The sequence below is a fragment of the Nonomuraea indica genome (genome assembly GCF_002850745.1).
Classification (GTDB): domain Bacteria; phylum Actinomycetota; class Actinomycetes; order Streptosporangiales; family Streptosporangiaceae; genus Nonomuraea; species Nonomuraea indica.
In genome coordinates this window covers 154,312-176,192 of record NZ_KZ559475.1, presented here as the reverse complement: position 1 = coordinate 176,192, position 21,881 = coordinate 154,312, and the positions used below count along the sequence as shown (strand labels likewise).

The following is a 21,881-nucleotide window of genomic DNA, read 5'->3' as shown; positions in this document are numbered from 1 at the left end:
GGCGAGGACCCGCGGGCCGGGAAGGCCCGCGGGTCCGGACACGCCTGCGGTTCCTAGAAGAAGCTGAACTCGCGCTCCGGCTCCGGCAGCTCGAACCGCTCCGGCCCGCGGAACGTCGTCCGGTCCTTCGGCACGTCGGCGAGCGGCGTGCCGACGGCGAACGGCACGGACACGTTGCTGGCGGACAGGTCGAGGGTCACGTTCGCGCCCGTGCCCTGCTCGGAGCTGTAGTCGGCGTCGGTGCCCGCGATCACGAGCGCGAGCCGGTGTCCCTTCCTGAAGGTGTAGTCGTGCGGCAACGTCTGCCACCGGACCGTGCCGTAGGTGCCGGCGGGCAGCGGCGACGGACTGCTCAGCGACGAGCGGTTCTGCACGTCGATCCAGCCGCGGGCGACGATCTCGGCGGGACGTTCGGCGACGTTGGTGACGACCTTGCGGTAGCAGGCGTCGTCGGCCGCGGTGCTCTCGCCGTGGCAGTCCTCCTCGGTCAGCGTGGTGATGCCCTGGCCGCGCCGCCAGTCGAGGCGGGTGGCGGCGCCGAAGTCGACGAGCAGGGCGGTCAGGTTGGCGGTCGGCTTGTCGAGCTTGACCCGCAGCTCGGCCGTGGGCGTGCCGGACAGGCGCAGGCTGAGGGGCAACGGGCCGGTCGTGAACGCCACGCGGCCCGGCTTGGCCGTCCCCACGTCGGCGATCATGTCCTCCTCCTCCATGGCCACGTCCGCGAACGTCGCGGTCGCGCCCTTGGCGGCCCGGTCGAGCCCGAGGGAGCCGTCGGCGGCCGGACGCAGCGCCACCTTGGCCGCGAACGGCGCCGGCCAGTCACGCTGCCGGATCCACTGTGTGGGCCCCACCTGCACGTCGGCGCGCGGCTCGGTCATGATGCCGTTGCGCACGCCGTGCAGCCAGTGGTCGAACCAGCGGTGCAGCGTGTCCACCCAGACGCCCCTGCGGCCCTCGAAGTCGAACGGGTCCACGTGGTGGTACTGGCCGACCCAGATCTTGCGCGGGACGTTCCGCTCGGCCAGCGCCTGCCACCAGGTGGAGAAGTTGTCCGGCTTGACGTTCAGGTCGTTGCTGGTGTGCACGACGAACACGCTGGCCCGCACCTTCGAGGCGTCGCCCAGCAGGCCGGAGATGTAGTCGCGCTCGGCCCAGAACGCGTTGTAGTCGCCGGTGTCGTCGCCGTCCTCGGCGTCCATCCTGTCGCGGACGGCCTGGCACTTGGCCTCGGGGTCGGTGTCGATGTAGTTGGCCAGCCAGGAGGCGTAGTCGTAGTTGTAGATCACGCCGTTGGAGCGCTGGTACTTGTACCAGGAGCTGATCGCCGCGATGGGCACGATCGTCTCGAGGCCCTCGACGCCGGTGGCGGCCACGGCGTTGGCGAGCGTGCCGTCGTACGACTTGCCGATCATCGCGGCCTTGCCCGTGGTCCAGTCGGCCACGGCCGGGGTGCCGTCGGCGCGGTAGGCCTTGGCCCGGCCGTTCAGCCAGTCGATGACGGCCTTGCCGCCGAGCACGTCGGCCTTGCCCCCGATGTCGGGGCAGCCGTCCGATCTGGTGGTGCCGAGCATGTCGACGTTGAGGACGGCGTAGCCGCGCGGCACGAAGTAGTTGTCGTAGAAGAGGGGGAATTTCGTGACATTTCCGGCGGCGTCGTACACCTTCCGCTCGCCCTCGTTGCCACGTCCGGAGTTGTCGTAGTACGGGCTCTCGTCGATGATGACCGGGACCTTGAGCCCGGGACCGGACTCCTTGGGCCTGATGACGTCGACGCGCACCCTGTCCGCCTTGCCGTCGGCGTCGCTGTCGACGCTCGACTCGACGTACACGTGCTCGCGGACGGCGTCCGCGTAGGAGAAGACGGGCTGGGTGCGCCCGTTCTCGACGGTGACGACGGGGTCCGTCGCCGCCTGGGCCGGAGTCGCGATCGTCAGGGTGAGGGCGACGGCGACGAGGGCGGGGCGTAATTGTGACACGCGTGACCTCCGTGACGAATGGTCGTGAGTACCCCGCGCAATCTCTCAGACCCCCGCCACCCTGACAAGATCCTGTCCAGCCGCGTACGAAGACGTGTCCACCCCGGCACCCGGTCCTCGGCTCGCCCCCTGACCGACGCCCGCCCCCGCGCGGACAGCGTCACGCCCGCCCCCACGGACGGCGCCACCCTCCCCGCGCGGCCAGCGTCACGCCCGCGCGCGGGCAGCGTCACGCCCGCCCGTGGGAGGACAACGTCATGCCCGCCCGTGGGAGGACAACGTCTCGGCCCCACCGTCACCCGGCCGGTCCTCCGCGGACGGCCGGTCGCGGGGGCCGCGGCCGGTGCGGCGCAGGGCGGCGGGCACGAGCAGCGCGAGCAGGGCCCCGCCCGCGGCGGCGAGCGCCAGCCCGTACACCGGGACCCCGGACTCCCCCGGCGCACCCGGCCCGCCCGCCGGACCCGCGACCGGACCCGCGCCCGCCGCCCCCGTCGCGGACGCCGACGCGCCCGGCCTGACGCCCGAGGCCCGCGTCGCCGCGTCCGGCGCCGATGCGGACGTGCCCGGCACGGACGCCGACGCGCCCGGCACGGACGCGGATCCCGTCGCCCCGTCGGGCGTGCTCGGTGCGGAGGCCGGGCCCGTCACGCCGGCGGGGAACCCGGGCGGCCGGACCGCCCCCCAGTAACGGTGCGCGCCGGACCGGATCGACTCCGCGAGCCCCGGCTCCAGCGGGTGGACGGTCAGCCCGCCCGGCACGCGCAGCGTCCCCACCTCGTGCGGCGCGAACCGCCCCTGCACGCCCTGCACCCGCCATAGTCCCTCGGGCACGACCACGGCGGTGGCGTAGTGGCCTGCCTCGGGCAGCGCCGTCCCGTGGAACTCCAGCACCCGCCCGCTTCCCCCGACGAGGCGCAGGCCGGTCCGGCCCAGGTCGTCGCCCTCGTAGGGGTGGGTGCCGTGCTGGAGCACCCAGTACCCCAGCGTGTACGGCGTGCCGGGCGCGAGCCGCTCCGGCACCGGGTCAAGATAGGTCACCGCCCAGTTGCCGGCCGCCGCGGCCGGTCCGATCCCGGGGACCAGCATGGCCACCTGCACGGCGAGGACGAGCGGGACGATCACGAGTCTCTTCATGCGCACCTCCGGTGGAGGTACACCGGCCGGCGCCGCGAGGTTCCCGCCCGGACGGCTAGGGGGCGGCCTCGGCCGGCGGGTAGACGTGCGCGCTGGGGTGACCGGGCGGTAGGACGCAGCGCCGTCCGGACTCGACGCTGGCGCAACGCTCGGCTTCCTCACGCTGTGGCAACGGGGCCGGCTCGGGCTGCGGCAAGGCGGCGGGATCGATGCTCACATTCGCGTCCATATCGGGCACCGTGAGGACGTTACGGCGGCACCCCGGGGGGTTGGTCGCGGGCCGGTCACGATCAGACCACTGAACGATCTCGCAACACCTGTGAAGGTCACGGTGGGAGTTTCCCCTCCGGCGCCACGGGCAGGAGGCAGCGGTGCACACCGATGGTGACGACGCGGTGACGGTGACGCCGTGCGAGGACGGGCCGCTGCTCCTGCGGGGCCCGTTCCGGCTGGTGGCTCAGGACGGCACACCGATCGACCCGGGCCGGTCCACGGTCGCCCTGTGCCGGTGCGGCCTGTCGTCGGTCAAGCCGTTCTGCGACGGCTCGCACCGGGCCGGCGGTTTCCGCGCCACGAGCGCCCCCGACCCCGGGCCCTGAGCGCGGGTCAGCGCAGGGAGCGGAAGAACGCGCGCACGTCGCCGACGAGCGCCTCCGGCTGCTCCATCGCGGCGAAGTGGCCGCCGTGCCCGAACTCCGTCCAGTGCGTGATGCGGTCCGTCCGCTCGGCCAGCCTCCGCACCGGCGGGGCGATGTCGTACGGGAAGACGGCGACCCCCGTCGGCGTCGGCGACCGCTCCGGCATGCTCCAGGCGTGGGCGAACTCCCAGTAGATCTGGGCCGCCGAGTCGGCGGTGTTCGTCAGCCAGTAGAGCGAGACGTTGGTCAGCATCCGGTCGCGGTCGACGCCGTGCTCGGTCCACTCCTGGAACTTCTCGGCGATCCACGCGAGCTGCCCGGCGGGTGAGTCGGCCAGCCCGAAGGCCGGCGTCTGCGGGCGGGTGGTCTGGATCGCCATGTATCCGCCCAGCTCCCCCCGGAACCTGTCCAGCGCCTCCAGCCGCTTCAGGTCGTCGCCCCCGAGCCCGTCCAGCTCACCCGGCCGGCCGGAGGGGAAGGTGAGCAGGTAGTTCACGTGCACGCCGATCACGTGCTCGGCGTCGATGCGGCCCAGTTCGCGGGAGACGCCGGACCCCCAGTCGCCGCCCTGGGCGCCGTAGCGTGCGTAGCCGAGCCGCGCCATCAGCTCCGCCCAGGCGCGGGCGATCCGCCCGAGCGTCCAGCCGCCCTCGGCCAGGGGCGCGGAGAACCCGAAGCCGGGCAGCGACGGGATGACCAGGTGGAAGGCGTCGGCCGGGTCGCCGCCGTGCGCCCGCGGATCCGACAGGGGGCCGATGACGTCGAGGAACTCGACCACCGAACCGGGCCAGCCGTGGGTGAGGACCAGCGGCGTGGCGTCCGGCTCGGGCGAGCGGACGTGCAGGAAGTGGATGTCCTGGCCGTCGATCGTGGTGACGAACTGCGGGTGGGCGTTCAGTTCGGCCTCGTGGGCCCGCCAGTCGTACGCCGTGGCCCAGTGGTCGATCAGCTCGGCCAGGTGCCCGGCGGGGACGCCGCGCTCCCAGCCGGCACCGGGGAGCTGGCGCGGCAGACGCGTGCGGGAGAGGCGCTCGCGCAGGTCGTCGAGGTCGGCCTGGGGGATGTCGATCGTGAAGGGGCGGATCTCTTCGCTCATGAGGGAACCGTCTCACCCCATGTGGCAAACCCCTTGCCTGGATAATGCGGGACATGTTGGAAACCTCGGCGCGGCTGCTGAAGCTGCTGTCGCTGCTGCAGACCCGCCCGTCCTGGACCGGCGCCGAGCTGGCCGAACGGCTCCGGGTGAGCCCGCGCACGGTCCGCTACGACATCGACAAGCTGCGCGGCCTCGGCTATCCCGTGCACGCCGCGCCCGGCGTGGCGGGCGGCTACCGGCTGGGCGCGGGCGCCAAGCTGCCGCCGCTGCTGCTCGACGACGAGGAGGCCGTGGCGGTGGCCGTCGGCCTGCGCACGGCCGCCGGCGGCGGTGTCGAGGGCATCAGGGAGAGCTCGGTGCGGGCCCTGGCGAAGCTGGAGCAGGTGCTGCCGTCACGGCTGCGGCACCAGGTCAGCGCCGTCCACGACCACACCGTGTCGCTGGCGCGGGAGGGTCCGACGGTGACGGCCGACGTCCTGGCGACCATCGCGGCGGCCTGCCGCGACCGGCACCGGCTGCGCTTCGGTTACCGCACCCATGACGGCTCGGAGCAGGCCCGCGACGTGGAGCCGTACCGGCTCGTGCACACCGGGCGGCGCTGGTATCTGATCGCCTGGGACGTGGCACGGCGGGACTGGCGGACCTTCCGGGTGGACCGGCTCACGCCGCGGCCGCCGCACGGGCCGCGGTTCGCCCCCCGGGCCGAGCCGCCGCCGGAGGTGGTGCCGCGCGGGGTGGACACCGCGCTGTCGCGTTACCGGGCGAAGGTGACGGTGGCGGCGCCCGCGCCGGCGGTGCTGGCCATGGTGCCCGACTCGGTGCTGGTGGAGACCGTCGACGAGCGTACGTGCGTGGTGCACGCGGGCGGTGACACGCCGCTGCGGCTGGCGCTGCACATCCTGATGCTGGACGCCGACTTCTCGGTGGACGGCCCGCCCGAGCTGCTGGAGGTGCTGGAGGTGCTGGCGTCCCGGTGCGCGGCCCCCTCCACCGGCAGCCTCAAGACCGGGCAAAGCGGGACAACCTCGCGTTACCGCTCCGCGCCCCCGGGGTAACAGCACCTCATCAAGGGGGGAATCATGATCAGAATGCTGCACAAGATGGGCATCAGGTCCCATCACGCGTACATGGCCGGAACGGCCTCGATCGGTCTGGCCTTCGCCTCGTGGGTCATGTCGACCACGGCGGAGCGCGCGGGCCTCGACAGGGCCGACCGCTGGGGGATCTTCGTCGGCGAGTGGGCGCCCACGTTCTACGCCCTGGGCGTCGCGCTGCGGCTGGAGGAGATGCAGTCGCGGCCCGAGGAGATGCGCGAGATGGAGACCGGGCGCACGGAGTCCGAGATGTTCGACCGCGCGTCGAGCGGGATGACGCAGCGCTCGCACACCGGCGTGTAGCGCACGTAGCGGTTCGCCGCGGGACCGCCGAGGCGGCCCGCGGCGAACCGCGTCCGGGCCTCAGTGGCGCGCGGCCCCCTCCGCCATCCGCAGCAGCGGCTCGTCGGTCAGCCGGAACACGGTCCACTCCGACATCGGCGCCGCCCCCACCGCCCGGTAGAAGCCGATGGCGGGCTCGTTCCAGTCGAGCACCGACCATTCGAGCCGCTGGTAGCCGCGCTCGACGCAGATGCAGGCCAGCTCGGCGAGCAGCGCCCGGCCGTGGCCGCCGCCGCGCCGGTCCGGGCGCACGTACAGGTCCTCCAGATAGATCCCGTGGGTGCCACGCCAGGTGGAGAAGTTGAGGAACCACAAGGCGAAGCCCACCACCTCGCCCGTGTCCCCCTCCAGCGTGTCCCCCTCCAGCGTGTCCCCCTCCAGCGTGTCCACCGCCACGTGGGCGAAGACGGCGGGCTCAGGGCCGAACAGGGCGGCACGCAACTGCGCCTCGTCGGCGCGGACCTCGTGCGCCGACTTCTCGTACGTCGCGAGGTCACGGATGAGCTGCAGGATGGCGGGCACGTCGGCGGGAGTCGCTGGTCGGATCACGCGTTCCAGCGTACGGGCACCGCCGCCCGCCGGCCTCAGGCGGGCGGCATCGGCGTCCGCGACCTGGCGTTGCGCACCACGTCCTGGTTGGCCACGCTGAGCAGCTGCTGGGTCAGGTCGTCCAGGGCCCGCGCGGCGGCCAGCTCGTCGCCGATCGCCGCCGCCGGCGGGTCGACCGGGTTACGGTGCGCCTCGCCGTGGCCCATGAGCCGCGACTGCTCGGGCATGGTCAGGACGGCCCGCGCCGTCGTGACGTCGTCGTCCTCGGTGATGTCGATCTGCACGTCCCAGTGCTTGTCGTTCACGGCGCCCACCTCCTCGCTTCCGAGCCTCCCCTACCCGCGGGGAGGCTCCCGGCACCTTTCCCGCGCTGATCAGCACGGGGCGCTAGCCGAGAAGGCCGATGGCCTTCTCGGCCAGTGTCCGGTCCATGGGGAACGGCGGCCGCGGGTCGTACTCGATGGCGAGCTGGACGGCCCGCGCCGTCTCCTCGTCGCTCGCCGCGGCGAGCAGGGTGAGGGCCATGTCGATGCCGGCCGACACGCCGGCGGCCGTCACGATCCGGCCCTGCGTCACCACCCGCTCGCCGACCGGCTCGGCTCCGTAGCGGGACAGGTGGTCGAGGATCGCCCAGTGCGTCGTGGCCTTCAGCCCGCCGAGCAGGCCGGCCGCTCCCAGCAGCAGCGCGCCGCTGCACACGGAGGTGGTCCACCGGGCGTGCTCGTGGGCCGTCCTGATCCAGTCGACCAGCGCCCGGTCCTCCAGCGCGGCGAAGGTGCCTATCCCGCCGGGCACCACGATCACGTCCGGCCGGGGCAGGTCGGCGTAGCCGGCGGTGGCCGTCAGCGTGAGCGTGCCCTGGTCGTCGGTGACCGGCCCGGCCTCGCCGGCGACGAACGTGACCGTCACGCCGGGCGCGAAGGCGAGCACCGTGTACGGTCCGACGGCGTCGAGCGCGGTGAAGTCCGGATAGAGGGGAATCGCGACGTGCATGATCAGGCCTCCTTCGTTCGGAACCGGCGACGGTAGTCACCGGGTGAGACGCGCCAGGTGCGGCGGAAGACGCGGTAGAGGGTCTCCGGCCGGCCGAGGCCCGACTCCCTGGCCACCCGGTCGAGCGGGTGGTCGGTGGTCTCCAGCAGCCGCCGGGCCGTGTCGGCTCGGGCCCGTTCGACGTACCGGCCGGGCGGGAGACCGGTCTGGTCGGTGAAGACGCGCGAGAAGTGCCGCTCGCTCATCCCCGCCCGCCTGGCCAGCGCGGGCACGCGCAGGTCGGCGGCCGGGTGGGCGTCGATGTACGCCTGCAGCTCCCGCAACGGTTCGCTGCGTGGCGCGGCCACCCTCATCGGGGCGCTGAACTGGCTCTGCCCGCCGGGCCGGTGCAGGTACACGACGAGACAGCAGGCGACCCGCCGGGCCAGCTCGTGGCCGTGGTCCTCGGCGACGAGAGCCAGCGCCAGGTCCACGCCCGCGCTGACCCCGGCGGAGGTCCAGGTGTCGCCGTCCCTGATGTAGATGGGGTCGGCGTCCACCTCGACGGCCGGGTAGCGGTCGCGGAGCACGTCGGAGGCCAGCCAGTGGGTGGTGGCCCGCCGCCCGTCGAGCAGCCCCGCCTCGGCCAGGATGAGCGCGCCGCTGCAGACGGAGGTGACGCGGCGCGCCGTACCGGCCAGCCGGTGGACGCCCTCCACCAGCTCCCGGTCGCGCATCCACTCGCCGGTGGAGAAGCCTCCCACCACCATCAGCGTGTCGACGTCGCCGCCGATCCGGCCGAGCGGTGTCCGCACGGCGATCGTGACGCCGTTCTGCGCGGTGACCTCACCCGCGCGTACGGCGGCGAGCTCGACCCGGTAGCCGTCGCCGCCCGCGAACATGGAGTCCAGCGCGAACACGTCGGCGGGCCCCGCCATGTCGAAGAGCTGGAACCCGTCGAAGACCACGATCACGATCCGCCTGGCCATGTCCTTCATGCTGATCAGGGTGCGGCCATGGCGTCAATGACACGGTCATTGCACTTCACGCCACCTCGGCCGTGACCAGGAACATCATGAACGTGGCCAGGAACGGCCGCGCGGCGACGGCCTCGATCCACTCCTCGGCTCCGCCGTCGAGGTGACCCGCCCGGACGGCCCGGCGCACGTTGCGCCGCAGCCCGAGCAGCCGGTCGGCGGTGCCGAAGTCGCGGAGCACCGGCGTGTGCGTCTCGACGGACCGCACGGCGAGCCCGACGCCGGCGCACAGCCGGGCCAGGCTCCGGCCGACGGTCGCGTTGCGGACGATCTCCGTGGCGATGAAACGCGTCAGCCGGCGGCTCAGCTCAGGCTCGGCCGAGTCGATCAGCAGGCCGTCCCAGTCGGGTTCGGCGAGCAGGGCGCGCCCTCCCGGCCGGAGCATCCGCCGCACCTCGGCGAGCGCCCGCGCCGGGTCGTCCACGTGCTGGAGCACGCGGTCGGTACGGGCCCGGTCGGCGATGCCGTCCGCCAGCGGCAACGCGTGCGCGTCGCCGTGCCGGACCCGCACGCCGGCCGTCCCCGCCAGCCGGCTCCTGGCCACCTCGACCATCATGGGGTCCCGGTCGACGCCGACGACCGTGCCGCCCGGCGCCACGGCGGCCGCCATCGCGCCGAGGTCGGTGCCCGGGCCGCAGCCGATGTCCACGACGGTGTGCCCGGGACTCAGCTCCATCAGGCGGAGCACCCGCTGTTTGAATCCCTGCCCCGGCGCGCTGGCGGCGACCTGGTCCAGGTAGGCGACGGGGTCCGGAGCTCTGTTATCGATCATGAACTCAGCGAAGCACACCGCCGTGCAGCCTCCGTGGAGAAGCGGTGGAGATCCGGTGCGTGGTCCACGGCCGCCCCCGTACGGACCACCTCACGCTCACCGCGGCGCCCGCCCTCCTGCCCCGTCACCCCGCACGGGGACGCGCTTCCCGAGGCGTCTCGTGAGGCGTCTCGTGAGGCGTCTCGTGAGGCGTCTCGAAGCAGGCCAGCCAGGCGGTGAGCAGCGACTCCAGCTGGCCGGCCTGCTCCGGCGTCAGGCAGTCGAGCAGCCGGCGCTCGTTGCGCATGTGCTCGGTGAACGCCTGGTCGATCAGCTCCCTGCCCGCCGGGGTGAGGGCCACGACCCGCCCCCGGCCGTCCCGCGCGCTGCGGCGGCGGGTGACGAGCCCGGCCTGTTCGAGCCGGTCCACGCGCTTGGTCATGGCCCCCGTCGTGACCATGGTGTGCGAGGCCAGCTCGCCGGGCGCGCGCTCGAACGGCTCGCCGGCGCGGCGCAGGGCGGCGAGCACGTCGAAGTCGCCCTCCCCCAGCCCGTAACGGCGGTAGACGACGCACAGCCGCGCGGTCAGGTGATCGGCCAGCCGGTGCAACCGTCCGATCACGCCTTGCGGGCTCACGTCCACGTCGGGCCGCTCACGCGCCCACGCCCGCTGGATCCGGGCCACATGGTCGAGGTTTTCGCTCACCCCGCCACTATATCTTCCATGGAAGCTATATTAGCTTCCATGGAAGCTAATCTCCGGTGGGCGGCCGTCACCGCGATCGCCCCGGTGGCCTGGGGCTCCACCTATCTCGTCACCCACCGGTTCCTGCCGCCCGACCATCCGCTCTACGGCGCCGCCATCCGCGCGCTGCCCGCGGGCCTGCTCCTGCTCCTCGTGGCCAGGAAGCTGCCGCGCGGCTCGTGGTGGTGGAAGTCGCTCGTGCTCGGCACGCTCAACATGGGCGCGTTCTTCGCCCTGGTCTACCTGGCGGCGCAGACGCTCCCGACGAGCATCGCCTCGACGGTCATGGCGACCTCACCGGTCGTGATGATGCTGTTCGCCTGGGCGGCGCTCGCCGAACGGCCGCGGGTGACGCACCTGGCCGGCGCGTGCGTCGGCATCGGCGGAGTCTGCCTCCTGCTCCTCGACGGCACGGCCGCCGTCGACGCGGCCGGCGTGCTGGCCTCGGTCCTCGCCATGGTCATGTCGTCCCTCGGCTACGTGCTGGCCAAGCGGTGGAGTCAGGGGATCGACGTGTTCTCGCTCACCTCGTGGCAGCTCGTCGCCGGCGGGGCCGTGCTGGTCCCGGTCGCCGTCGCCGTGGAGGGGCCGCCGCCGCCCCTGGACGGGCCCACGCTGCTCGGCTTCGGCTACCTGACGGTCGTCGCGACGGCCCTCGCTTGTGCCGCCTGGTTCCAGGGGCTGCGGCATCTCAGTGCGGGGACGGTGGGGCTCATCGGCCTGCTCAACCCGCTGACCGGCGTCCTGCTCGGCACCGCGCTCGCCGGCGAGACGCTCACGCCGCAGCAGCTCGCCGGGCTCGTCCTGGTCGTCCTCGGCATCCTGCTCGGCCAGCCCGCAGCGGCCCGCCTGCTCTCCAGGAGATCGCGGCCGCGCGCCGCGGCTCACGCCACCGGCCCCGGACCCGGTGACAAGGCCGTGACCGCGCCTGCCTCCGGCCGCCACCGCTGCTAGTTTGGGATCATGCCTGCCGCAGCGACCCCTGACCGCCTGGTGCGGGCGGTGGAGATGATGGGCCTCGGGCCCGCCGACCGCGTCCTCGAGATCGGCTGTGGCCGCGGCGCCGCCGTCGCCCTCGTCTGCGAACGGCTGGCCGGCGGAACGATCACGGCCATCGACCGCTCGCACACGGCGACGGCCGCCGCGAAGGAGCGCAACGCGGCGGCGGTCGCCGCCGGCACGGCGGTGCTGCACACGACCGCCCTGGAGGACGCCGCGTTCGAGGACGGCGCCTTCGACCGGGTCTTCGCCGTCAACGTCAACCTGTTCTGGGTCCGGTCACCGGCTCGCGAGCTGGGGCTGATCAGCCGCTGGCTCGCCCCCGGCGGCAGGCTCCACCTGTTCTGGCAGGCGCCCGGCGAGGCGAAGGCCGCCGAGATCGCCGTCAAGGTCCCCCCGGCCGTCACGGCCGAGGGCTTCCACGTCGAGACCGTGGCCGCGTCTCCCCTGGTCCACGTCCAGGCCCGTCGATCTTGAGGAACGGGCGAGCACCCCGACGCTCGGGCGCCGCCGGCCGGGCCGTCCGTAGATCCTGATCGCGCCGGCCGCCTTCCGTAGATCCTGACCGCGCCCGCCGCCTTCCGTAGATCCTGACCGCGCCGGCCGCCTTCCACGTCCCGGCCGGCGGTCAGCCCGCCGCGGGCCGGACCGCCACGGTGAGCAGCACGGCGGAGTCGTCGACCGCGGTCAGGCTGTGCCGTTCGGCCGGGATCACGACATAGTCGCCCGCCGCCCCCTCCCAGGCGTTCTGGCGGGTCGCGAGGCGTACGCGGCCGCGCAGCACCTGCAGGGTCGCCTCGCCGGGGCTCTCGTGCTCGTCCAGGCCGCGTCCGGCGGCGAGCGCGAGCAGCGTCTGGCGCAGGGAGTGCTCCTGCCCGCCGTGGACGGTACGCGCACTGCGCCCGCTCGCGGCCTGCCGCGCGGCGGTCAGGTGCTCGTCCACCAGGGCGTCCAGGGAGATGTGCTGCATGGTGGCGCCTTTCGGTCAGGACCGGTCCTGATGGCCGGTCATGGTGTCTCCGCCCGCGGTCGCGAGGTGTGCCAGGCACAGGTCGGGCTCGGCGAAGGGGTCGAGCCGGTCCACCGTCACCGGGGCGCCGAGCGCCGTCATCGCGCCCTGCATGAGTCCGAGGTGCAGGGGGCAGATCACCGCGCCCTGCGTGTCGACGAGTTCGAGGAACGGGCAGTGCCGCAGCCCGATGCGCCCCTGGTCGCCGCCCGGCCGTTCCTCGGGCGCGAACCCGAGGTCGTCGAGCAGGCGGACCAGCCGGTCCACGGACTCCTCCCGGGTGGGCGCGCCGGGCGTCGCCGGCCGGTCGACCAGGAAGCCGCCCCAGGCCCGCCCGGCCTCGGCCGCCCTGGCGGCGGGCTCCGGCCCGGCGGCCACATGGCCGGCCAGGATCTGGGCCAGCAGCCGGTAGCTGCGCGGCCCTGCGGGGTCCATGCCCGGCCTGGCCCGGAACACCAGCGGCGGTCGCCCCGGACCGGCCGGTGCGGCGTGCACCCGCTCGACCCGGCCGCTCTCGACCAGGGCATCGAGGTGGAAACGCACCGTGTTGGGATGGATCGCGAGCCGCTCGGCGAGGTCCGTCACCCCGAGCGGTGTGGCGGAGTCGTGCAGCGCCGTCAGGACGAGCCGCCGCCGGCCGGTGACCGGCGCCGCGGATCCGCTGCCGCCCCCCGCCTCGTCGTCCACGTTCCTCATGGAGCATAGTTTACACAAGATATGGTTGTATAAATAGCGCGACCGAGAGGAGCACCATGCCCGACCAGGAGCAACAGCTCGACGTACGTCCCCTGCGCAAGCCCGACAAGCACCCCAGGATCTTCGCCGCCTTCGACGACCTCGCCGTCGGCGAGTCCTTCGTGCTGATCAACAACCACGATCCGAGACACCTGCGGCAGGAGTTCGACCTGGAGCATCCGGGCGGCTACGGCTGGGAGTACCTCGACAAGGGGCCCGCCGCCTGGCGCATCAGGATCAGCAAGCTCGCCTCGACCGGGCACGAGGCCGCCGGACCCGACGGGGGCGGTGGACGATGAGCCGGTCGCCCGGCTACGTCCCGCCCGAGCGGCATGACACCCGGACCGCGCCGGCCGACCGGCCCGACGCCCCGGGCCACCTGGTGCTGGCGGGCCTGGGCAAACGCGTCCTCCGTCCGGGCGGGGCCGAGCTCACCGCGGTCCTCCTCGCGCGGGCCGGTGTGGCCGGGGCCGACGTGGTGGAACTGGCGCCCGGACCCGGCCGGACCGCTCGGGAGATCCTCGACCGGAGGCCCCGCTCATATGTCGGCGTCGACAGCGACCCGTGGGCGGTGAACGCGACCGGCCGCGTCGTCGCCGGCCACGGCACCGCCGTCCTGGCCGACGCCGCGGACACGGGCCTGCCCGACGCGTCGGCGGACGTCGTCGTGGCCGAGGCCATGCTCACCATGCAGGGCAACCTGGCCAAGCACGCCATCGTCGCCGAGGCCGCGCGCCTGTTGCGCCCCTGCGGGCGGTACGTGATCCACGAGCTGGCGCTCACCCCCGGCACGCTGCCCGAACTGGTCCAGACGGACATCCGGCGCGACCTCGCCCGCTCCATCAGGGTGAACGCGCGCCCCCAGACCGTCGCCGGGTGGCGGGCCCTCCTCGAATGCCACGGGTTCGTCGTGGAGCACACGGCCGTCGCGCCCATGGCCCTGCTGCGAGCCCGACGGGTGATCGCCGACGAGGGGCTGCGGGGCGCCGCCCGGTTCGCCGGCAACCTGCTCACCCGTCCCGGCGCCCGCGGCAGGGTGCTCGCCATGCGCCGCACGTTCCGGACCCGGCGCGACCACCTGATCGCCATCGCCCTGGTCGCCCGCAAGCCCGCCTGACCGCCACCGCGGCGCGCCCTCAGGACGACGGCGGCGAGTCCGTGCCGGTCCCGGCCTGAGGCGTCGGTGCCGGGTGGTGGTCGCACGTGGCCGCGGAGTGCGGCTCGCGGGCGATCTTCGAGCCCAGCATGCGCGTGACCCGGCGCAGCGGCTCCAGACCCTCGGACACCTGGTCGAGCCGGTAGTACAGCCGCGGTGGGATGCGCGGAAGCAGTGCGGACTGCCGCTGGTCGAGCAGCGCCATCAGTTGCTCCGGCGGGAGGTCGATGTAGCGCGGGAGGTTCTCGAACCAGTGGGCGCTGTTGCGGGCCGCGCGCTGAGCCGACCGGATCACTGACATGCGGCCCCGCTCGTAGCGGGCGAGGGCCTTCTCCAGCCGCGCGTCGCCGTGCAGCGCCTCGACCAGGAAGGCGGCGTCCGCCAGGGCGAGAGCGGTGCCCGCGCCGATGGAGTAGTGGGTGGTGTGGGCCGCGTCGCCCAGCAGGACGAGGTTGCCGTGGTGCCACGTCCGGTTGGTCAGAGTGCGGAAGTTGAGCCAGTGCGCGCTGCCGTCGGGCTGCGCCCGGCCGATCAGCGGGTGCCGGTCGAGCACGTCGGCGAAGAGCTTCTCCAGGACGCCCAGGCAGTCGGCCTCGTTCGCCGTGTGGAACCCGAGCCCCTTCCAGGTCTCGGGGGAGCACTCGATGACGCAGGTGCTGTGGTCCCCGCTGTACTTGTAGCCGTAACACCAGATCCAGCCGTGCTCCGTCGCCACGAACGCGAAGGTGAAGGCGTCGAAGACCTTGGTGGTGCCGAGCCAGATGTAGACGTTGCGCCCGACCTCGATCTCGGAGCCGAAACGGCCGGCGTGCCGCTCACGCAGCACGCTGTTGACTCCGTCACCGGCGACGACGACGTCGGCGTCCGCCACCTCCTCCGCACCGCCGATCTCGCGCTCGAACTCCAGGCGCACCCCGAGCGAACGGGCCCGCTCGGCGAGGAGGTCGAGCAGCCGATGCCGGCCGATGCCGAACCCCTCGACCCCGTGCTCCACCGTCGCCGTCATCCGGTCGCGCACGTGCACGACCCAGCTGTTCCAGCAGGCCGAGTTCTCGCGGATGGCGCGTGCGGACTCGGGATCGGCGCCCTGGAGATAGCCGAACAGCTCGCTGGAGTAGGTGACGCCCCAGCCGTACGTGGAGCCCGCCGGGTTGCGCTCGTAGACGGTGATGTCATGGGACGGGTCGACCCGCTTCATCAGGATGGAGAAGTACAGGCTGGCGGGTCCGCCACCCACGCATGCGACCTTCACGAGAGCCCCCATTGCCACCGTATGCCATCAATCAGTCACATAGAGTAGCAGGAGTGGTGTGTGGCAGAACGACCTTCCCCGAGTGCACGATCAGTCACGAATCGACCAAATAGTGGGCGCACCCCTGAGGGACGCGGAGCGGCCGGCGATCCGCTCTCGTACGGCCTGCTGACGATCGCGACACGCCGCGACGGCGCCCCGTCCGATCAGGAATCGCCTCTCCACCAGGTGTCGAGCCGCGGGGCCGGCGGGGCCGCGAGCTTCCGGAACCGCTCCGCCCTGTCCACACACGCGGGGCAGACGGGCTCCCTCACCGACCTGGCGACGGCTTCCGGCGTCGGCTCGCGGAAGGTGCCGAGCACGGTGAAGCCCGGGGGCAGACCGGTCTCAGGGTCGATCATCACCGTCGTGACGGCGTCGGGCACGAAAGCGAAGGTGCGCTTGCACACGTGACATCTGCCGATCGTCGTCAGCTGCTCGTCTGCCATGAAGCGCCGGACCTCCTCCACCGCACGGTACAGCGCCCTCCCCCGGCATGCCATCGAACGACCGGATCTGGAACCAGGGGGCGGCCTCCGGCATCAGGACAGTCTGCAGGTCGCCTGCTGGGAGTACCCGCTGGGCGGCTGCTCGCCCACGGCGTTGGCGTAGCCGGGGTACTTCCACCTGCAGAGCGTCGTCGGCGTGACCGCCACGTCGGAGCCCTGGCATCTCATGGCGTTCCAGGTTCCGCCGGCCATGAAGTGGCCTTGCGCCTTGCAGTACGCGTGGGCGTCGCTCCAGGTGACCGTACCCGTCGAAGGCTCGACGGCCGGGCGGCTCGTGCTCTGCCTGACCGGCGACGGAGACCGAGTGGTGGGCTCCCTCGTGGTCGTTTCCGGTGTACGCGGGGAGCGGCTGCTCGTCGTCGGTTCGGCCCGGCGAGTGGGTGACGCGGACCTGCGAGAGGCGGGGGGCGGGGACGGGGCGTCGGTCCGTACGCGCCCGGTCTTCTCACTCGCCGCCGTCCTGGTGATCGACCCGGGCCTGGCGGCGTCCGGCGACGGCGAGCCGGCGGCCGTGAACGTGGAGGCCACCGCGGATGTCGCCGTGATCGGTTGCGGAGACGTCGCTGACTGCGATGGCGTGCCGGGTGTGGTGAGGTGGTAGCCGATCGCCGTGAGGGTGAGCAGGGCCACGGACGCCGAACTCACTCCCAGCACGCGCGCCCTGCGGGTCGAGCCGGCCGGGACCGCCTGCCAGGAGGGGGCGGGCAGCGCCCGGAGCCGTTCGACCACCTGGGCGGCGCTCGGTCGCCGCGCCGGCTCCTTGGCCAGGCACTCGCGCAACACCCGGCGCAGCCGGCTCTCGACATGGCCCAGATCCGGCTCGCCTCGCAGGATCAGCTGCAGGATGGCGGGAATCGAGTCGCCGCCGAACGCCAGCCGGCCGGTCGCCGCGTAGATCATGGTCGCGGCCCAGGCGAACATGTCCGCGGCGGGACCCACGTGCTCCCCGGCGACCTGCTCGGGCGCCATGTAGGCAGGGCTGCCGATGGGCTGGCTGGTCACGACCGACTGGCTCAGGTCGAGCGCGCGGGAGATGCCGAAGTCGATGACCACCGGCCCGTCCGGGCCGAGCAGCACGTTGCCCGGCTTGAAGTCGCGGTGCACCACGCCACCGGCGTGGATCGCCGCCAGTGCCGTCGCGGTGTTGATCGCCAGACGCTGCAGCGCCGCGGCGCCGCGCGGGCCGCTCTCCCTCACCGACTCCTGCAGCGATGGCCCGTTCACGAACTCACTGACGATGTAGGGACTCCTTCCCGCGTAACCCGAATCGAGGATCTGGGCCGTACAGAACGGAGCCACGCGTTTGGCCGTCTCGACCTCGCTGAGGAAACGCGCCCGTGCCCGGTCGTCGGAGACCAGGTGCGGGTGCAGGAGTTTGACCGCGACGAGGACGCCGTCGGCGGCGCGACCCGCGTACACGGTGCCCTGGCCACCCGCGCCGATGCGGCCGTCGATGCGGTACGGCCCGATCGCGCGCGGGTCCTCAGGCCGCGGGGCGAACAACGCGGACACGATACCCCCAACCGGTCATGACGTCCGGGCTCCGGTAGGTCCGTGCGCCGGGTAACGTCGGCCCGGCGCCGAGCAGGGCGGAGACGACGGCCGGACATCCCGTGAGCTGCCCGCGAAGCAGGGTGGGGTACGTCGCGGGGCGGTCCCCGAGCTCGCTTCCCGGTACGTCCGCTGCCTGACTCATACAGTCCTTCCGATCTTCGCGCGTCAAACAGACATGAGTGTATTTTTGACAGGGCCCGAAAATCCAGGCAATCGTCAGAGCAGTCCGGCGGCCTTCAGATCGCGGACATGGGCGACCAGGCGGGGCCCGAGGGAGCGCAGGGCGTCATGGTCACCCTGGAGCAGCGGCCCGGAGACCATGGTCGCGGTCGCCGCGACGATCAGCCGGCAGGTGAAGCGGCCGGCCTCGGTGCCGGCTTCCAGGATGTCGGCGACGTGATCCCCCAGGCGTTGCTGGAACGCCATGCGGTGCTCCAGCGCCTCCGGCCCGGCCGCGTACACCTCGGTCACGCAGAGGCGGGCGGTGGCGGGATCACTCACCAGCGTCTCCAGGAAACAGGTGACGGCCCGGTCGAAACGCTCCACCGGCCCTCCGGCACCGGCCGCGGCCTCGACGATCTGCCGCTCCAGCAGCGCCGTGGACCGCTGGAAGGCGGCCATGAAGCAGTCCAGCTTGGAGGTGAAGTGCTGGTAGTAGCTCTGCCGGGAGATGACGGCACGCTTGAGCACGTCCTCGACCGAGGTCTTCACGTATCCCTTCTCGCTCATCACCTCGGCCATGGCCGTCATCAACCGGTCGCGTTGCGCTCGGGCCACCCGTTCGGGGGGCAACGCGTGCCTGCCGCGGGGAAGACGGCGAACGGAAGGCCTGTCCATGGAGGCGAGACTAGCCATGCTCCTCCACGCGCCCCCACATCGCACGACGCTCGCCCGCGAGCGGGCCGCGTCACACTCGGCCTGACCAGACGCCTGCGCCCCGCCCCGGCCGACCCCCTGCCGTTCGCCGACGGCGCGTTCGACGACGTGGTCGCGTCGCTGCTGCTGCACTACCTGGAGGACTGGGGGCCGACACTGGCCGAGATGCGGCGGGTGCTCAGGCCCGGCGGCCGGCTGATCGCGTCGGTGCAGCACCCTTTCGTGGACTACGTGATCCAGGACCCTCGGCCCAGCTATTTCGCCACCGCCAGCTACACCGACGCATGGACGTTCGGCGGCCGGTCCTTCCCGATGACCTTCTGGCGCAGGCCGTTGCACGCGATGACCGGCGCCTTCACCACCGCCGGCTTCCGCCTCGCCGTCATGTGCTTCGTCGTGGAGGCACCGCGGGCCGCCACGGCTTGATCCAGGGGGACGGCGGGGCACCGCGGGCGGCCGTCCGGCACGACACACCCCGAGATCGCGCAGAACACCCTTCCGGAGCCCCCCGCACCGGCTCCCCTTTTCACTGCGCCCGGCGAGCCCGGCATCACTGGCGCACGCCTGACGAGCCGCGACAGCCTGGACTCGTGACGAGCCGCTCGCCCGAGCCTCTCCCCGCCGGTGACCGAGCATCGCGTTGCGCACCGGTCAGGTGTAGGCGATCAGCCGCCCGCACGCCACGACCCCCGCCCAGGCGACGAGCGACACCGCGCCCGCGGCCCTGGCCGCCACCGGTGCGCGGCGGCGGCCGTCCCACACGCCCACGCGGCGATAGACGCCGAGGTGGAACACCGCGACGTTCAGCCCGGCCACCACGAGCAGGATCAACTTGACCGGCGCGGCGCCGGTGCCCGCGATCTCCCTGGCGCCCGACACGAACATCGCCGTCCCGGACACCGCCGCGGCGGCGAACCCGGCGCGGGCCACCGGCAGCAGCCGCCGCGCCGCCGTCGCCACCGAGATCCCGTCCCGTCCCACGCCGAGCAGCCGCAGGTCGAACAGCGCGGCAGGGCCGACCAGCAGCGCCAGCCCCAGCAGGTGCACGATCTCCAAGGAGGAGTACACCCATGGGGTCACCCTGACGAACTCCGCGACCCAGGTTCCCTCCAGCCACAGGAGCACGTCCATGTCGCCGAGGACGTGCGACCTCATACGCCGTCGCCGCTCTTCCTCCTGATCCGCACCGCCACCACCGCGGCACCGGCGGCCACGAGGAGGACACCCGCGACGAGCCAGGGCACCGGCACACCACCGCCGCCGATGTCCGAGCCGGTCGTCACGGCGCCGTCGCCGTGGTCGCCGGCCGCGGGTCGCGTCCCGGAGCCGGACGATGTCGGAAGAGCGCCTTGCGGAAGAGACACCGAGCGCTGCCTGATCGCCCGCCCGTCCTGCCTGACCAGGAGCTCCGGCCGGAACTCCGCCGCATGCTCCCGATGGAGGTACCCCACCGCCTCGAGCCGCTCGCCTCGAGCCACCCGGTCCGCCATACCCCAGGCCGTCAGCCGTTCCACCGGGGCGAGGATCAGGACCACCTCGTCGTCCTGGCCGTCGTACGCCTGGGTGCGCCGCAGCACGTCCCGTCCTCCGAGCTCCTCCAACTCGGCCGGAATGGGACGCTCGGCCAACCCGGACGGCAGCCGTACGGGGGACGTCACCCGCAGCCGCACCTCCGGGTGCGGGTTACCCCACCGGACCTCCGTCACCGTCCCCGACACGTACAGGGGCCGCTCCGTCCTGAAGTCCTCCCAACCGTGGTGAAGCGCACCCAGGAGAGCAAGCCCGGCAATCGTCGACTTCATCATGAACCCACCCTCGCCGTCACCGTCGATTACGGGCCGATCAGAGCGATATGGGAGTCGATTAATATCGATGACATATGAATCTGCGACAGCTGCGCTACGCGGTGGCGCTCGCCGAGGAGCTGAACTTCGGCCGGGCCGCGCTCCGGGAGGGCGTGCGTCAACCGCCGTTCAGCCAGCAGATCGGCAAGCTGGAGGAGGAGCTGGGCGTGCGCCTGTTCGAGCGCACGACCAGGCAGGTACGCCTCACCCCGGCGGGAGAGGCCTTCGTCGCCGAGGCCCGCATGAGCCTGGCCCACGCGGCCCTCGCCACCGAATCGGCCCGCCGGGTGGGCAGAGGAGAGGCGGGCCGGCTGGTGGTCGGGTTCGTGGGGTCGGCCACGAACATCACGCTGCCGAGGGTGCTGCGCCGCTTCCGCAGCCGCTATCCGGGCGTCCAGGTCGAGCTGCGCGAGCTGCCGACCGCGCAACAGGCCGAGGAACTCCGGCAGGGGCTGCTCGACGTGGGCCTCCTGCATGCTCCGCTCGCCGGCCCCGCCGCAGAGGTGCTCACCACGCGCACCGTGGCCCGCGAACTGCTCCTCGCCGCCCTGCCGGCCGACCACCCGCTCGCCACGCGGGGGACGCTCCCGGTCGCCGCCCTCGCCGGAGAGCCGTTCGTCATGTTCCCGAGGCGGCACGGACCCGCTCTGTACGACCGGATCACCTCCGTCGCCCTGGCGGCGGGGTTCGAGCCGACGATCGTGCAGGAGGCCGTGCAGATGCAGACCATCGTGGGGTTGGTGGCGGCGGGGACGGGCGTGTCCATCGTGCCCGAGTCGGTGGCTCGGCTGCGGCACGGCGACGTGGTGTTCCGCCCGCTCGCACCGCCGACCCGGGTGGTCACGCTGGACGTGACCTGGCGCACGGGCGACCCGAACCCGCTGGTCCACAACTTCCGTGCCCTGTTCCCGGCGCCACCCCAGCCGGGTTCGCCACATCCCACGATGAGGCCGGCCGCACCGGCCCGGGGGAAAGCCTGAACGGGCCGAGCGGCAGTGCACGAGCGCGAAGAGAGAGCCCGGACATCCGCGGACCGGCTCCGGTCACCGGGGTTCGACCTCCGCATGCGAGCCTCAGACACTCGGCATCGAGGTCGGGCGCGACCGAGTACGGCGCCCAGCTCTTGTATGCCGGCCCACCGATCGGAACTCCTGACCGCGCCCGCCCGCGACTACTTCCTCAGCCAGAGCATGTAGTACGGGCTGTCCCAGCGGCAGTCGTACTCCTTGTAGTTCTCCATGACGAGCTTGGCCGTCCCCGCCTTGACGCAGTTCGTCAGCGTCCGGAAGCCCTGGTACGGGAACCAGCCCGCGGCCGTGGCACTGGCCGAAGCCGTGGTGCCGGCCGTCGTCGTGGCGCCGGCCGGAGCGGCGGCGAGGGCACCGGCGGCGAGAGTGCCGGCCATGGCCAGTGTCACGCCGAAACGTGCGGCTTTCTGTCGCATGACATCGTCGTTCCTCAATGGGCGGCGCACGCGCCGCCCGTACGGATGGCCCCACGCTACAGCTTGTTGATCTAGAAAGATCGGCATTTGTGGATCTTGTCCCAAAACCATGAATCTTGTCCCAAAGGGG

At 72.8% G+C, this 21,881-nt stretch carries 27 protein-coding genes; 9 read left to right on the top strand and 18 right to left on the bottom strand.

Annotated elements, in window-relative coordinates; translation table 11 throughout:
* Nucleotides 1-53: 53 nt before the first annotated feature.
* Both CXR44_RS24920 and CXR44_RS24915 read right to left on the bottom strand, forming a co-directional pair.
* Entirely contained in the window at nt 54-1,976 is a 1,923-nt protein-coding gene (locus CXR44_RS24920; RefSeq protein ID WP_101788541.1) for a Xaa-Pro dipeptidyl-peptidase, read from the bottom strand.
* Nucleotides 1,977-2,231: 255 nt separating this feature from the next.
* Complete coding sequence (locus CXR44_RS24915; RefSeq protein WP_144070074.1) at nt 2,232-3,110, bottom strand: hypothetical protein; 879 nt, start codon at nt 3,108-3,110, stop codon at nt 2,232-2,234.
* A gap of 371 nt (nt 3,111-3,481) precedes the next feature.
* Between CXR44_RS24915 and CXR44_RS24910 the strand changes: the two genes are divergently transcribed.
* A complete protein-coding gene (locus CXR44_RS24910) occupies nt 3,482-3,709 on the top strand; it encodes a CDGSH iron-sulfur domain-containing protein (RefSeq protein WP_101788539.1) in 228 nt (75 codons plus the stop codon).
* 7 nt (nt 3,710-3,716) lie between these two features.
* On the opposite strand, the gene CXR44_RS24905 is transcribed toward CXR44_RS24910, so the two are convergent.
* On the bottom strand, nt 3,717-4,844 hold the full coding sequence (locus CXR44_RS24905; protein ID WP_101788538.1) for an epoxide hydrolase family protein: 1,128 nt from the start codon (nt 4,842-4,844) through the stop codon (nt 3,717-3,719).
* A 53-nt stretch (nt 4,845-4,897) separates the two neighbouring features.
* Here CXR44_RS24905 and CXR44_RS24900 point away from each other — a divergent pair, with 53 nt between their 5' ends.
* Both CXR44_RS24900 and CXR44_RS24895 read left to right on the top strand, forming a co-directional pair.
* The gene (locus CXR44_RS24900) at nt 4,898-5,899 is read left to right on the top strand and encodes a helix-turn-helix transcriptional regulator (protein ID WP_101788537.1); all 1,002 of its coding nucleotides are present in this window, start codon (nt 4,898-4,900) and stop codon (nt 5,897-5,899) included.
* A gap of 24 nt (nt 5,900-5,923) precedes the next feature.
* Entirely contained in the window at nt 5,924-6,241 is a 318-nt protein-coding gene (locus tag CXR44_RS24895) for a hypothetical protein (RefSeq protein WP_101788536.1), read from the top strand.
* 60 nt (nt 6,242-6,301) lie between these two features.
* Here CXR44_RS24895 and CXR44_RS24890 read toward each other — a convergent pair whose 3' ends face one another.
* The 6 genes from CXR44_RS24890 to CXR44_RS24865 form a co-directional block, all read right to left on the bottom strand.
* Complete coding sequence (locus CXR44_RS24890) at nt 6,302-6,829, bottom strand: GNAT family N-acetyltransferase (RefSeq protein WP_101788535.1); 528 nt, start codon at nt 6,827-6,829, stop codon at nt 6,302-6,304.
* Between the two features lie 35 nt (nt 6,830-6,864).
* Complete coding sequence (locus CXR44_RS24885) at nt 6,865-7,134, bottom strand: DUF1876 domain-containing protein (protein ID WP_101788534.1); 270 nt, start codon at nt 7,132-7,134, stop codon at nt 6,865-6,867.
* Between the two features lie 82 nt (nt 7,135-7,216).
* A complete protein-coding gene (locus tag CXR44_RS24880) occupies nt 7,217-7,822 on the bottom strand; it encodes a DJ-1/PfpI family protein (protein ID WP_101788533.1) in 606 nt (201 codons plus the stop codon).
* Between the two features lie 2 nt (nt 7,823-7,824).
* A complete protein-coding gene (locus CXR44_RS24875; RefSeq protein WP_342748596.1) occupies nt 7,825-8,799 on the bottom strand; it encodes a GlxA family transcriptional regulator in 975 nt (324 codons plus the stop codon).
* Nucleotides 8,800-8,845: 46 nt separating this feature from the next.
* Nucleotides 8,846-9,610 (bottom strand): methyltransferase domain-containing protein, encoded by a 765-nt coding sequence (locus CXR44_RS24870; protein ID WP_101788669.1) that lies wholly within the window; start codon nt 9,608-9,610, stop codon nt 8,846-8,848.
* Between the two features lie 124 nt (nt 9,611-9,734).
* On the bottom strand, nt 9,735-10,295 hold the full coding sequence (locus CXR44_RS24865; RefSeq protein ID WP_101788531.1) for a MarR family winged helix-turn-helix transcriptional regulator: 561 nt from the start codon (nt 10,293-10,295) through the stop codon (nt 9,735-9,737).
* A 39-nt stretch (nt 10,296-10,334) separates the two neighbouring features.
* Here CXR44_RS24865 and CXR44_RS24860 point away from each other — a divergent pair, with 39 nt between their 5' ends.
* Both CXR44_RS24860 and CXR44_RS24855 read left to right on the top strand, forming a co-directional pair.
* A complete protein-coding gene (locus tag CXR44_RS24860; protein ID WP_101788530.1) occupies nt 10,335-11,288 on the top strand; it encodes a DMT family transporter in 954 nt (317 codons plus the stop codon).
* A gap of 9 nt (nt 11,289-11,297) precedes the next feature.
* Nucleotides 11,298-11,810: an SAM-dependent methyltransferase gene (locus CXR44_RS24855; RefSeq protein WP_101788529.1), complete on the top strand. Its 513-nt coding sequence runs from the start codon at nt 11,298-11,300 to the stop codon at nt 11,808-11,810.
* A gap of 151 nt (nt 11,811-11,961) precedes the next feature.
* On the opposite strand, the gene CXR44_RS24850 is transcribed toward CXR44_RS24855, so the two are convergent.
* Both CXR44_RS24850 and CXR44_RS24845 read right to left on the bottom strand, forming a co-directional pair.
* On the bottom strand, nt 11,962-12,303 hold the full coding sequence (locus CXR44_RS24850) for a cupin domain-containing protein (RefSeq protein WP_101788528.1): 342 nt from the start codon (nt 12,301-12,303) through the stop codon (nt 11,962-11,964).
* A gap of 15 nt (nt 12,304-12,318) precedes the next feature.
* Nucleotides 12,319-13,038 carry a helix-turn-helix transcriptional regulator gene (locus tag CXR44_RS24845; protein ID WP_101788527.1) on the bottom strand — a complete coding sequence of 240 codons (720 nt, stop codon included), beginning with the start codon at nt 13,036-13,038 and terminating at the stop codon, nt 12,319-12,321.
* A gap of 56 nt (nt 13,039-13,094) precedes the next feature.
* On the opposite strand from CXR44_RS24845, the gene CXR44_RS24840 reads away from it, so the two are divergent.
* Both CXR44_RS24840 and CXR44_RS24835 read left to right on the top strand, forming a co-directional pair.
* Nucleotides 13,095-13,376 (top strand): DUF2249 domain-containing protein, encoded by a 282-nt coding sequence (locus CXR44_RS24840; protein ID WP_101788526.1) that lies wholly within the window; start codon nt 13,095-13,097, stop codon nt 13,374-13,376.
* The gene (locus CXR44_RS24835) at nt 13,373-14,194 is read left to right on the top strand and encodes a class I SAM-dependent methyltransferase (protein ID WP_101788525.1); all 822 of its coding nucleotides are present in this window, start codon (nt 13,373-13,375) and stop codon (nt 14,192-14,194) included. Before CXR44_RS24840 ends, CXR44_RS24835 begins: the two co-directional genes overlap by 4 nt.
* Before the next feature lie 19 nt (nt 14,195-14,213).
* On the opposite strand, the gene CXR44_RS24830 is transcribed toward CXR44_RS24835, so the two are convergent.
* The 4 genes from CXR44_RS24830 to CXR44_RS24815 form a co-directional block, all read right to left on the bottom strand.
* Complete coding sequence (locus CXR44_RS24830; RefSeq protein ID WP_245899382.1) at nt 14,214-15,470, bottom strand: FAD-dependent monooxygenase; 1,257 nt, start codon at nt 15,468-15,470, stop codon at nt 14,214-14,216.
* A 221-nt stretch (nt 15,471-15,691) separates the two neighbouring features.
* Nucleotides 15,692-15,973: a hypothetical protein gene (locus CXR44_RS24825; RefSeq protein WP_144070072.1), complete on the bottom strand. Its 282-nt coding sequence runs from the start codon at nt 15,971-15,973 to the stop codon at nt 15,692-15,694.
* Nucleotides 15,974-16,066: 93 nt separating this feature from the next.
* Nucleotides 16,067-17,536, bottom strand: coding sequence for a serine/threonine protein kinase (locus CXR44_RS24820; RefSeq protein WP_180903689.1), 1,470 nt, complete (start codon nt 17,534-17,536; stop codon nt 16,067-16,069).
* Nucleotides 17,537-17,803: 267 nt separating this feature from the next.
* Complete coding sequence (locus CXR44_RS24815; RefSeq protein WP_101788522.1) at nt 17,804-18,424, bottom strand: TetR/AcrR family transcriptional regulator; 621 nt, start codon at nt 18,422-18,424, stop codon at nt 17,804-17,806.
* On the opposite strand from CXR44_RS24815, the gene CXR44_RS24810 reads away from it, so the two are divergent.
* On the top strand, nt 18,383-18,889 hold the full coding sequence (locus CXR44_RS24810; protein WP_425437450.1) for a class I SAM-dependent methyltransferase: 507 nt from the start codon (nt 18,383-18,385) through the stop codon (nt 18,887-18,889). The two genes, CXR44_RS24815 and CXR44_RS24810, sit on opposite strands and share 42 nt — an antisense overlap.
* A gap of 225 nt (nt 18,890-19,114) precedes the next feature.
* Here CXR44_RS24810 and CXR44_RS24805 read toward each other — a convergent pair whose 3' ends face one another.
* Both CXR44_RS24805 and CXR44_RS24800 read right to left on the bottom strand, forming a co-directional pair.
* Nucleotides 19,115-19,618, bottom strand: a complete 504-nt coding sequence (locus tag CXR44_RS24805) for a hypothetical protein (protein WP_219601979.1) — start codon at nt 19,616-19,618, stop codon at nt 19,115-19,117.
* Nucleotides 19,615-20,268, bottom strand: coding sequence for a hypothetical protein (locus CXR44_RS24800; protein ID WP_101788521.1), 654 nt, complete (start codon nt 20,266-20,268; stop codon nt 19,615-19,617). The genes CXR44_RS24805 and CXR44_RS24800 overlap by 4 nt, the downstream gene beginning before the upstream one ends.
* A gap of 74 nt (nt 20,269-20,342) precedes the next feature.
* On the opposite strand from CXR44_RS24800, the gene CXR44_RS24795 reads away from it, so the two are divergent.
* Nucleotides 20,343-21,287 carry a LysR family transcriptional regulator gene (locus CXR44_RS24795; RefSeq protein ID WP_101788520.1) on the top strand — a complete coding sequence of 315 codons (945 nt, stop codon included), beginning with the start codon at nt 20,343-20,345 and terminating at the stop codon, nt 21,285-21,287.
* A gap of 191 nt (nt 21,288-21,478) precedes the next feature.
* Here the strand turns inward: CXR44_RS24795 and CXR44_RS24790 are convergent, their stop codons facing one another.
* Nucleotides 21,479-21,751, bottom strand: a complete 273-nt coding sequence (locus tag CXR44_RS24790) for a hypothetical protein (RefSeq protein ID WP_144070071.1) — start codon at nt 21,749-21,751, stop codon at nt 21,479-21,481.
* Nucleotides 21,752-21,881 lie beyond the last annotated feature (130 nt).

Coding starts and splice junctions, on each gene's coding strand:
- CXR44_RS24790 (WP_144070071.1), bottom strand. CDS start 21,751: ATGCGACAGAAAGCCGCACGTTTCGGCGTGACACTGGCCATGGCCGGC.
- CXR44_RS24900 (WP_101788537.1), top strand. CDS start 4,898: ATGTTGGAAACCTCGGCGCGGCTGCTGAAGCTGCTGTCGCTGCTGCAG.
- CXR44_RS24815 (WP_101788522.1), bottom strand. CDS start 18,424: ATGGACAGGCCTTCCGTTCGCCGTCTTCCCCGCGGCAGGCACGCGTTG.
- CXR44_RS24835 (WP_101788525.1), top strand. CDS start 13,373: ATGAGCCGGTCGCCCGGCTACGTCCCGCCCGAGCGGCATGACACCCGG.
- CXR44_RS24805 (WP_219601979.1), bottom strand. CDS start 19,618: ATGAGGTCGCACGTCCTCGGCGACATGGACGTGCTCCTGTGGCTGGAG.
- CXR44_RS24800 (WP_101788521.1), bottom strand. CDS start 20,268: ATGATGAAGTCGACGATTGCCGGGCTTGCTCTCCTGGGTGCGCTTCAC.
- CXR44_RS24825 (WP_144070072.1), bottom strand. CDS start 15,973: ATGGCAGACGAGCAGCTGACGACGATCGGCAGATGTCACGTGTGCAAG.
- CXR44_RS24855 (WP_101788529.1), top strand. CDS start 11,298: ATGCCTGCCGCAGCGACCCCTGACCGCCTGGTGCGGGCGGTGGAGATG.
- CXR44_RS24895 (WP_101788536.1), top strand. CDS start 5,924: ATGATCAGAATGCTGCACAAGATGGGCATCAGGTCCCATCACGCGTAC.
- CXR44_RS24860 (WP_101788530.1), top strand. CDS start 10,335: ATGGAAGCTAATCTCCGGTGGGCGGCCGTCACCGCGATCGCCCCGGTG.
- CXR44_RS24840 (WP_101788526.1), top strand. CDS start 13,095: ATGCCCGACCAGGAGCAACAGCTCGACGTACGTCCCCTGCGCAAGCCC.
- CXR44_RS24880 (WP_101788533.1), bottom strand. CDS start 7,822: ATGCACGTCGCGATTCCCCTCTATCCGGACTTCACCGCGCTCGACGCC.
- CXR44_RS24870 (WP_101788669.1), bottom strand. CDS start 9,610: ATGATCGATAACAGAGCTCCGGACCCCGTCGCCTACCTGGACCAGGTC.
- CXR44_RS24905 (WP_101788538.1), bottom strand. CDS start 4,844: ATGAGCGAAGAGATCCGCCCCTTCACGATCGACATCCCCCAGGCCGAC.
- CXR44_RS24915 (WP_144070074.1), bottom strand. CDS start 3,110: ATGAAGAGACTCGTGATCGTCCCGCTCGTCCTCGCCGTGCAGGTGGCC.
- CXR44_RS24850 (WP_101788528.1), bottom strand. CDS start 12,303: ATGCAGCACATCTCCCTGGACGCCCTGGTGGACGAGCACCTGACCGCC.
- CXR44_RS24845 (WP_101788527.1), bottom strand. CDS start 13,038: ATGAGGAACGTGGACGACGAGGCGGGGGGCGGCAGCGGATCCGCGGCG.
- CXR44_RS24875 (WP_342748596.1), bottom strand. CDS start 8,799: ATGAAGGACATGGCCAGGCGGATCGTGATCGTGGTCTTCGACGGGTTC.
- CXR44_RS24795 (WP_101788520.1), top strand. CDS start 20,343: ATGAATCTGCGACAGCTGCGCTACGCGGTGGCGCTCGCCGAGGAGCTG.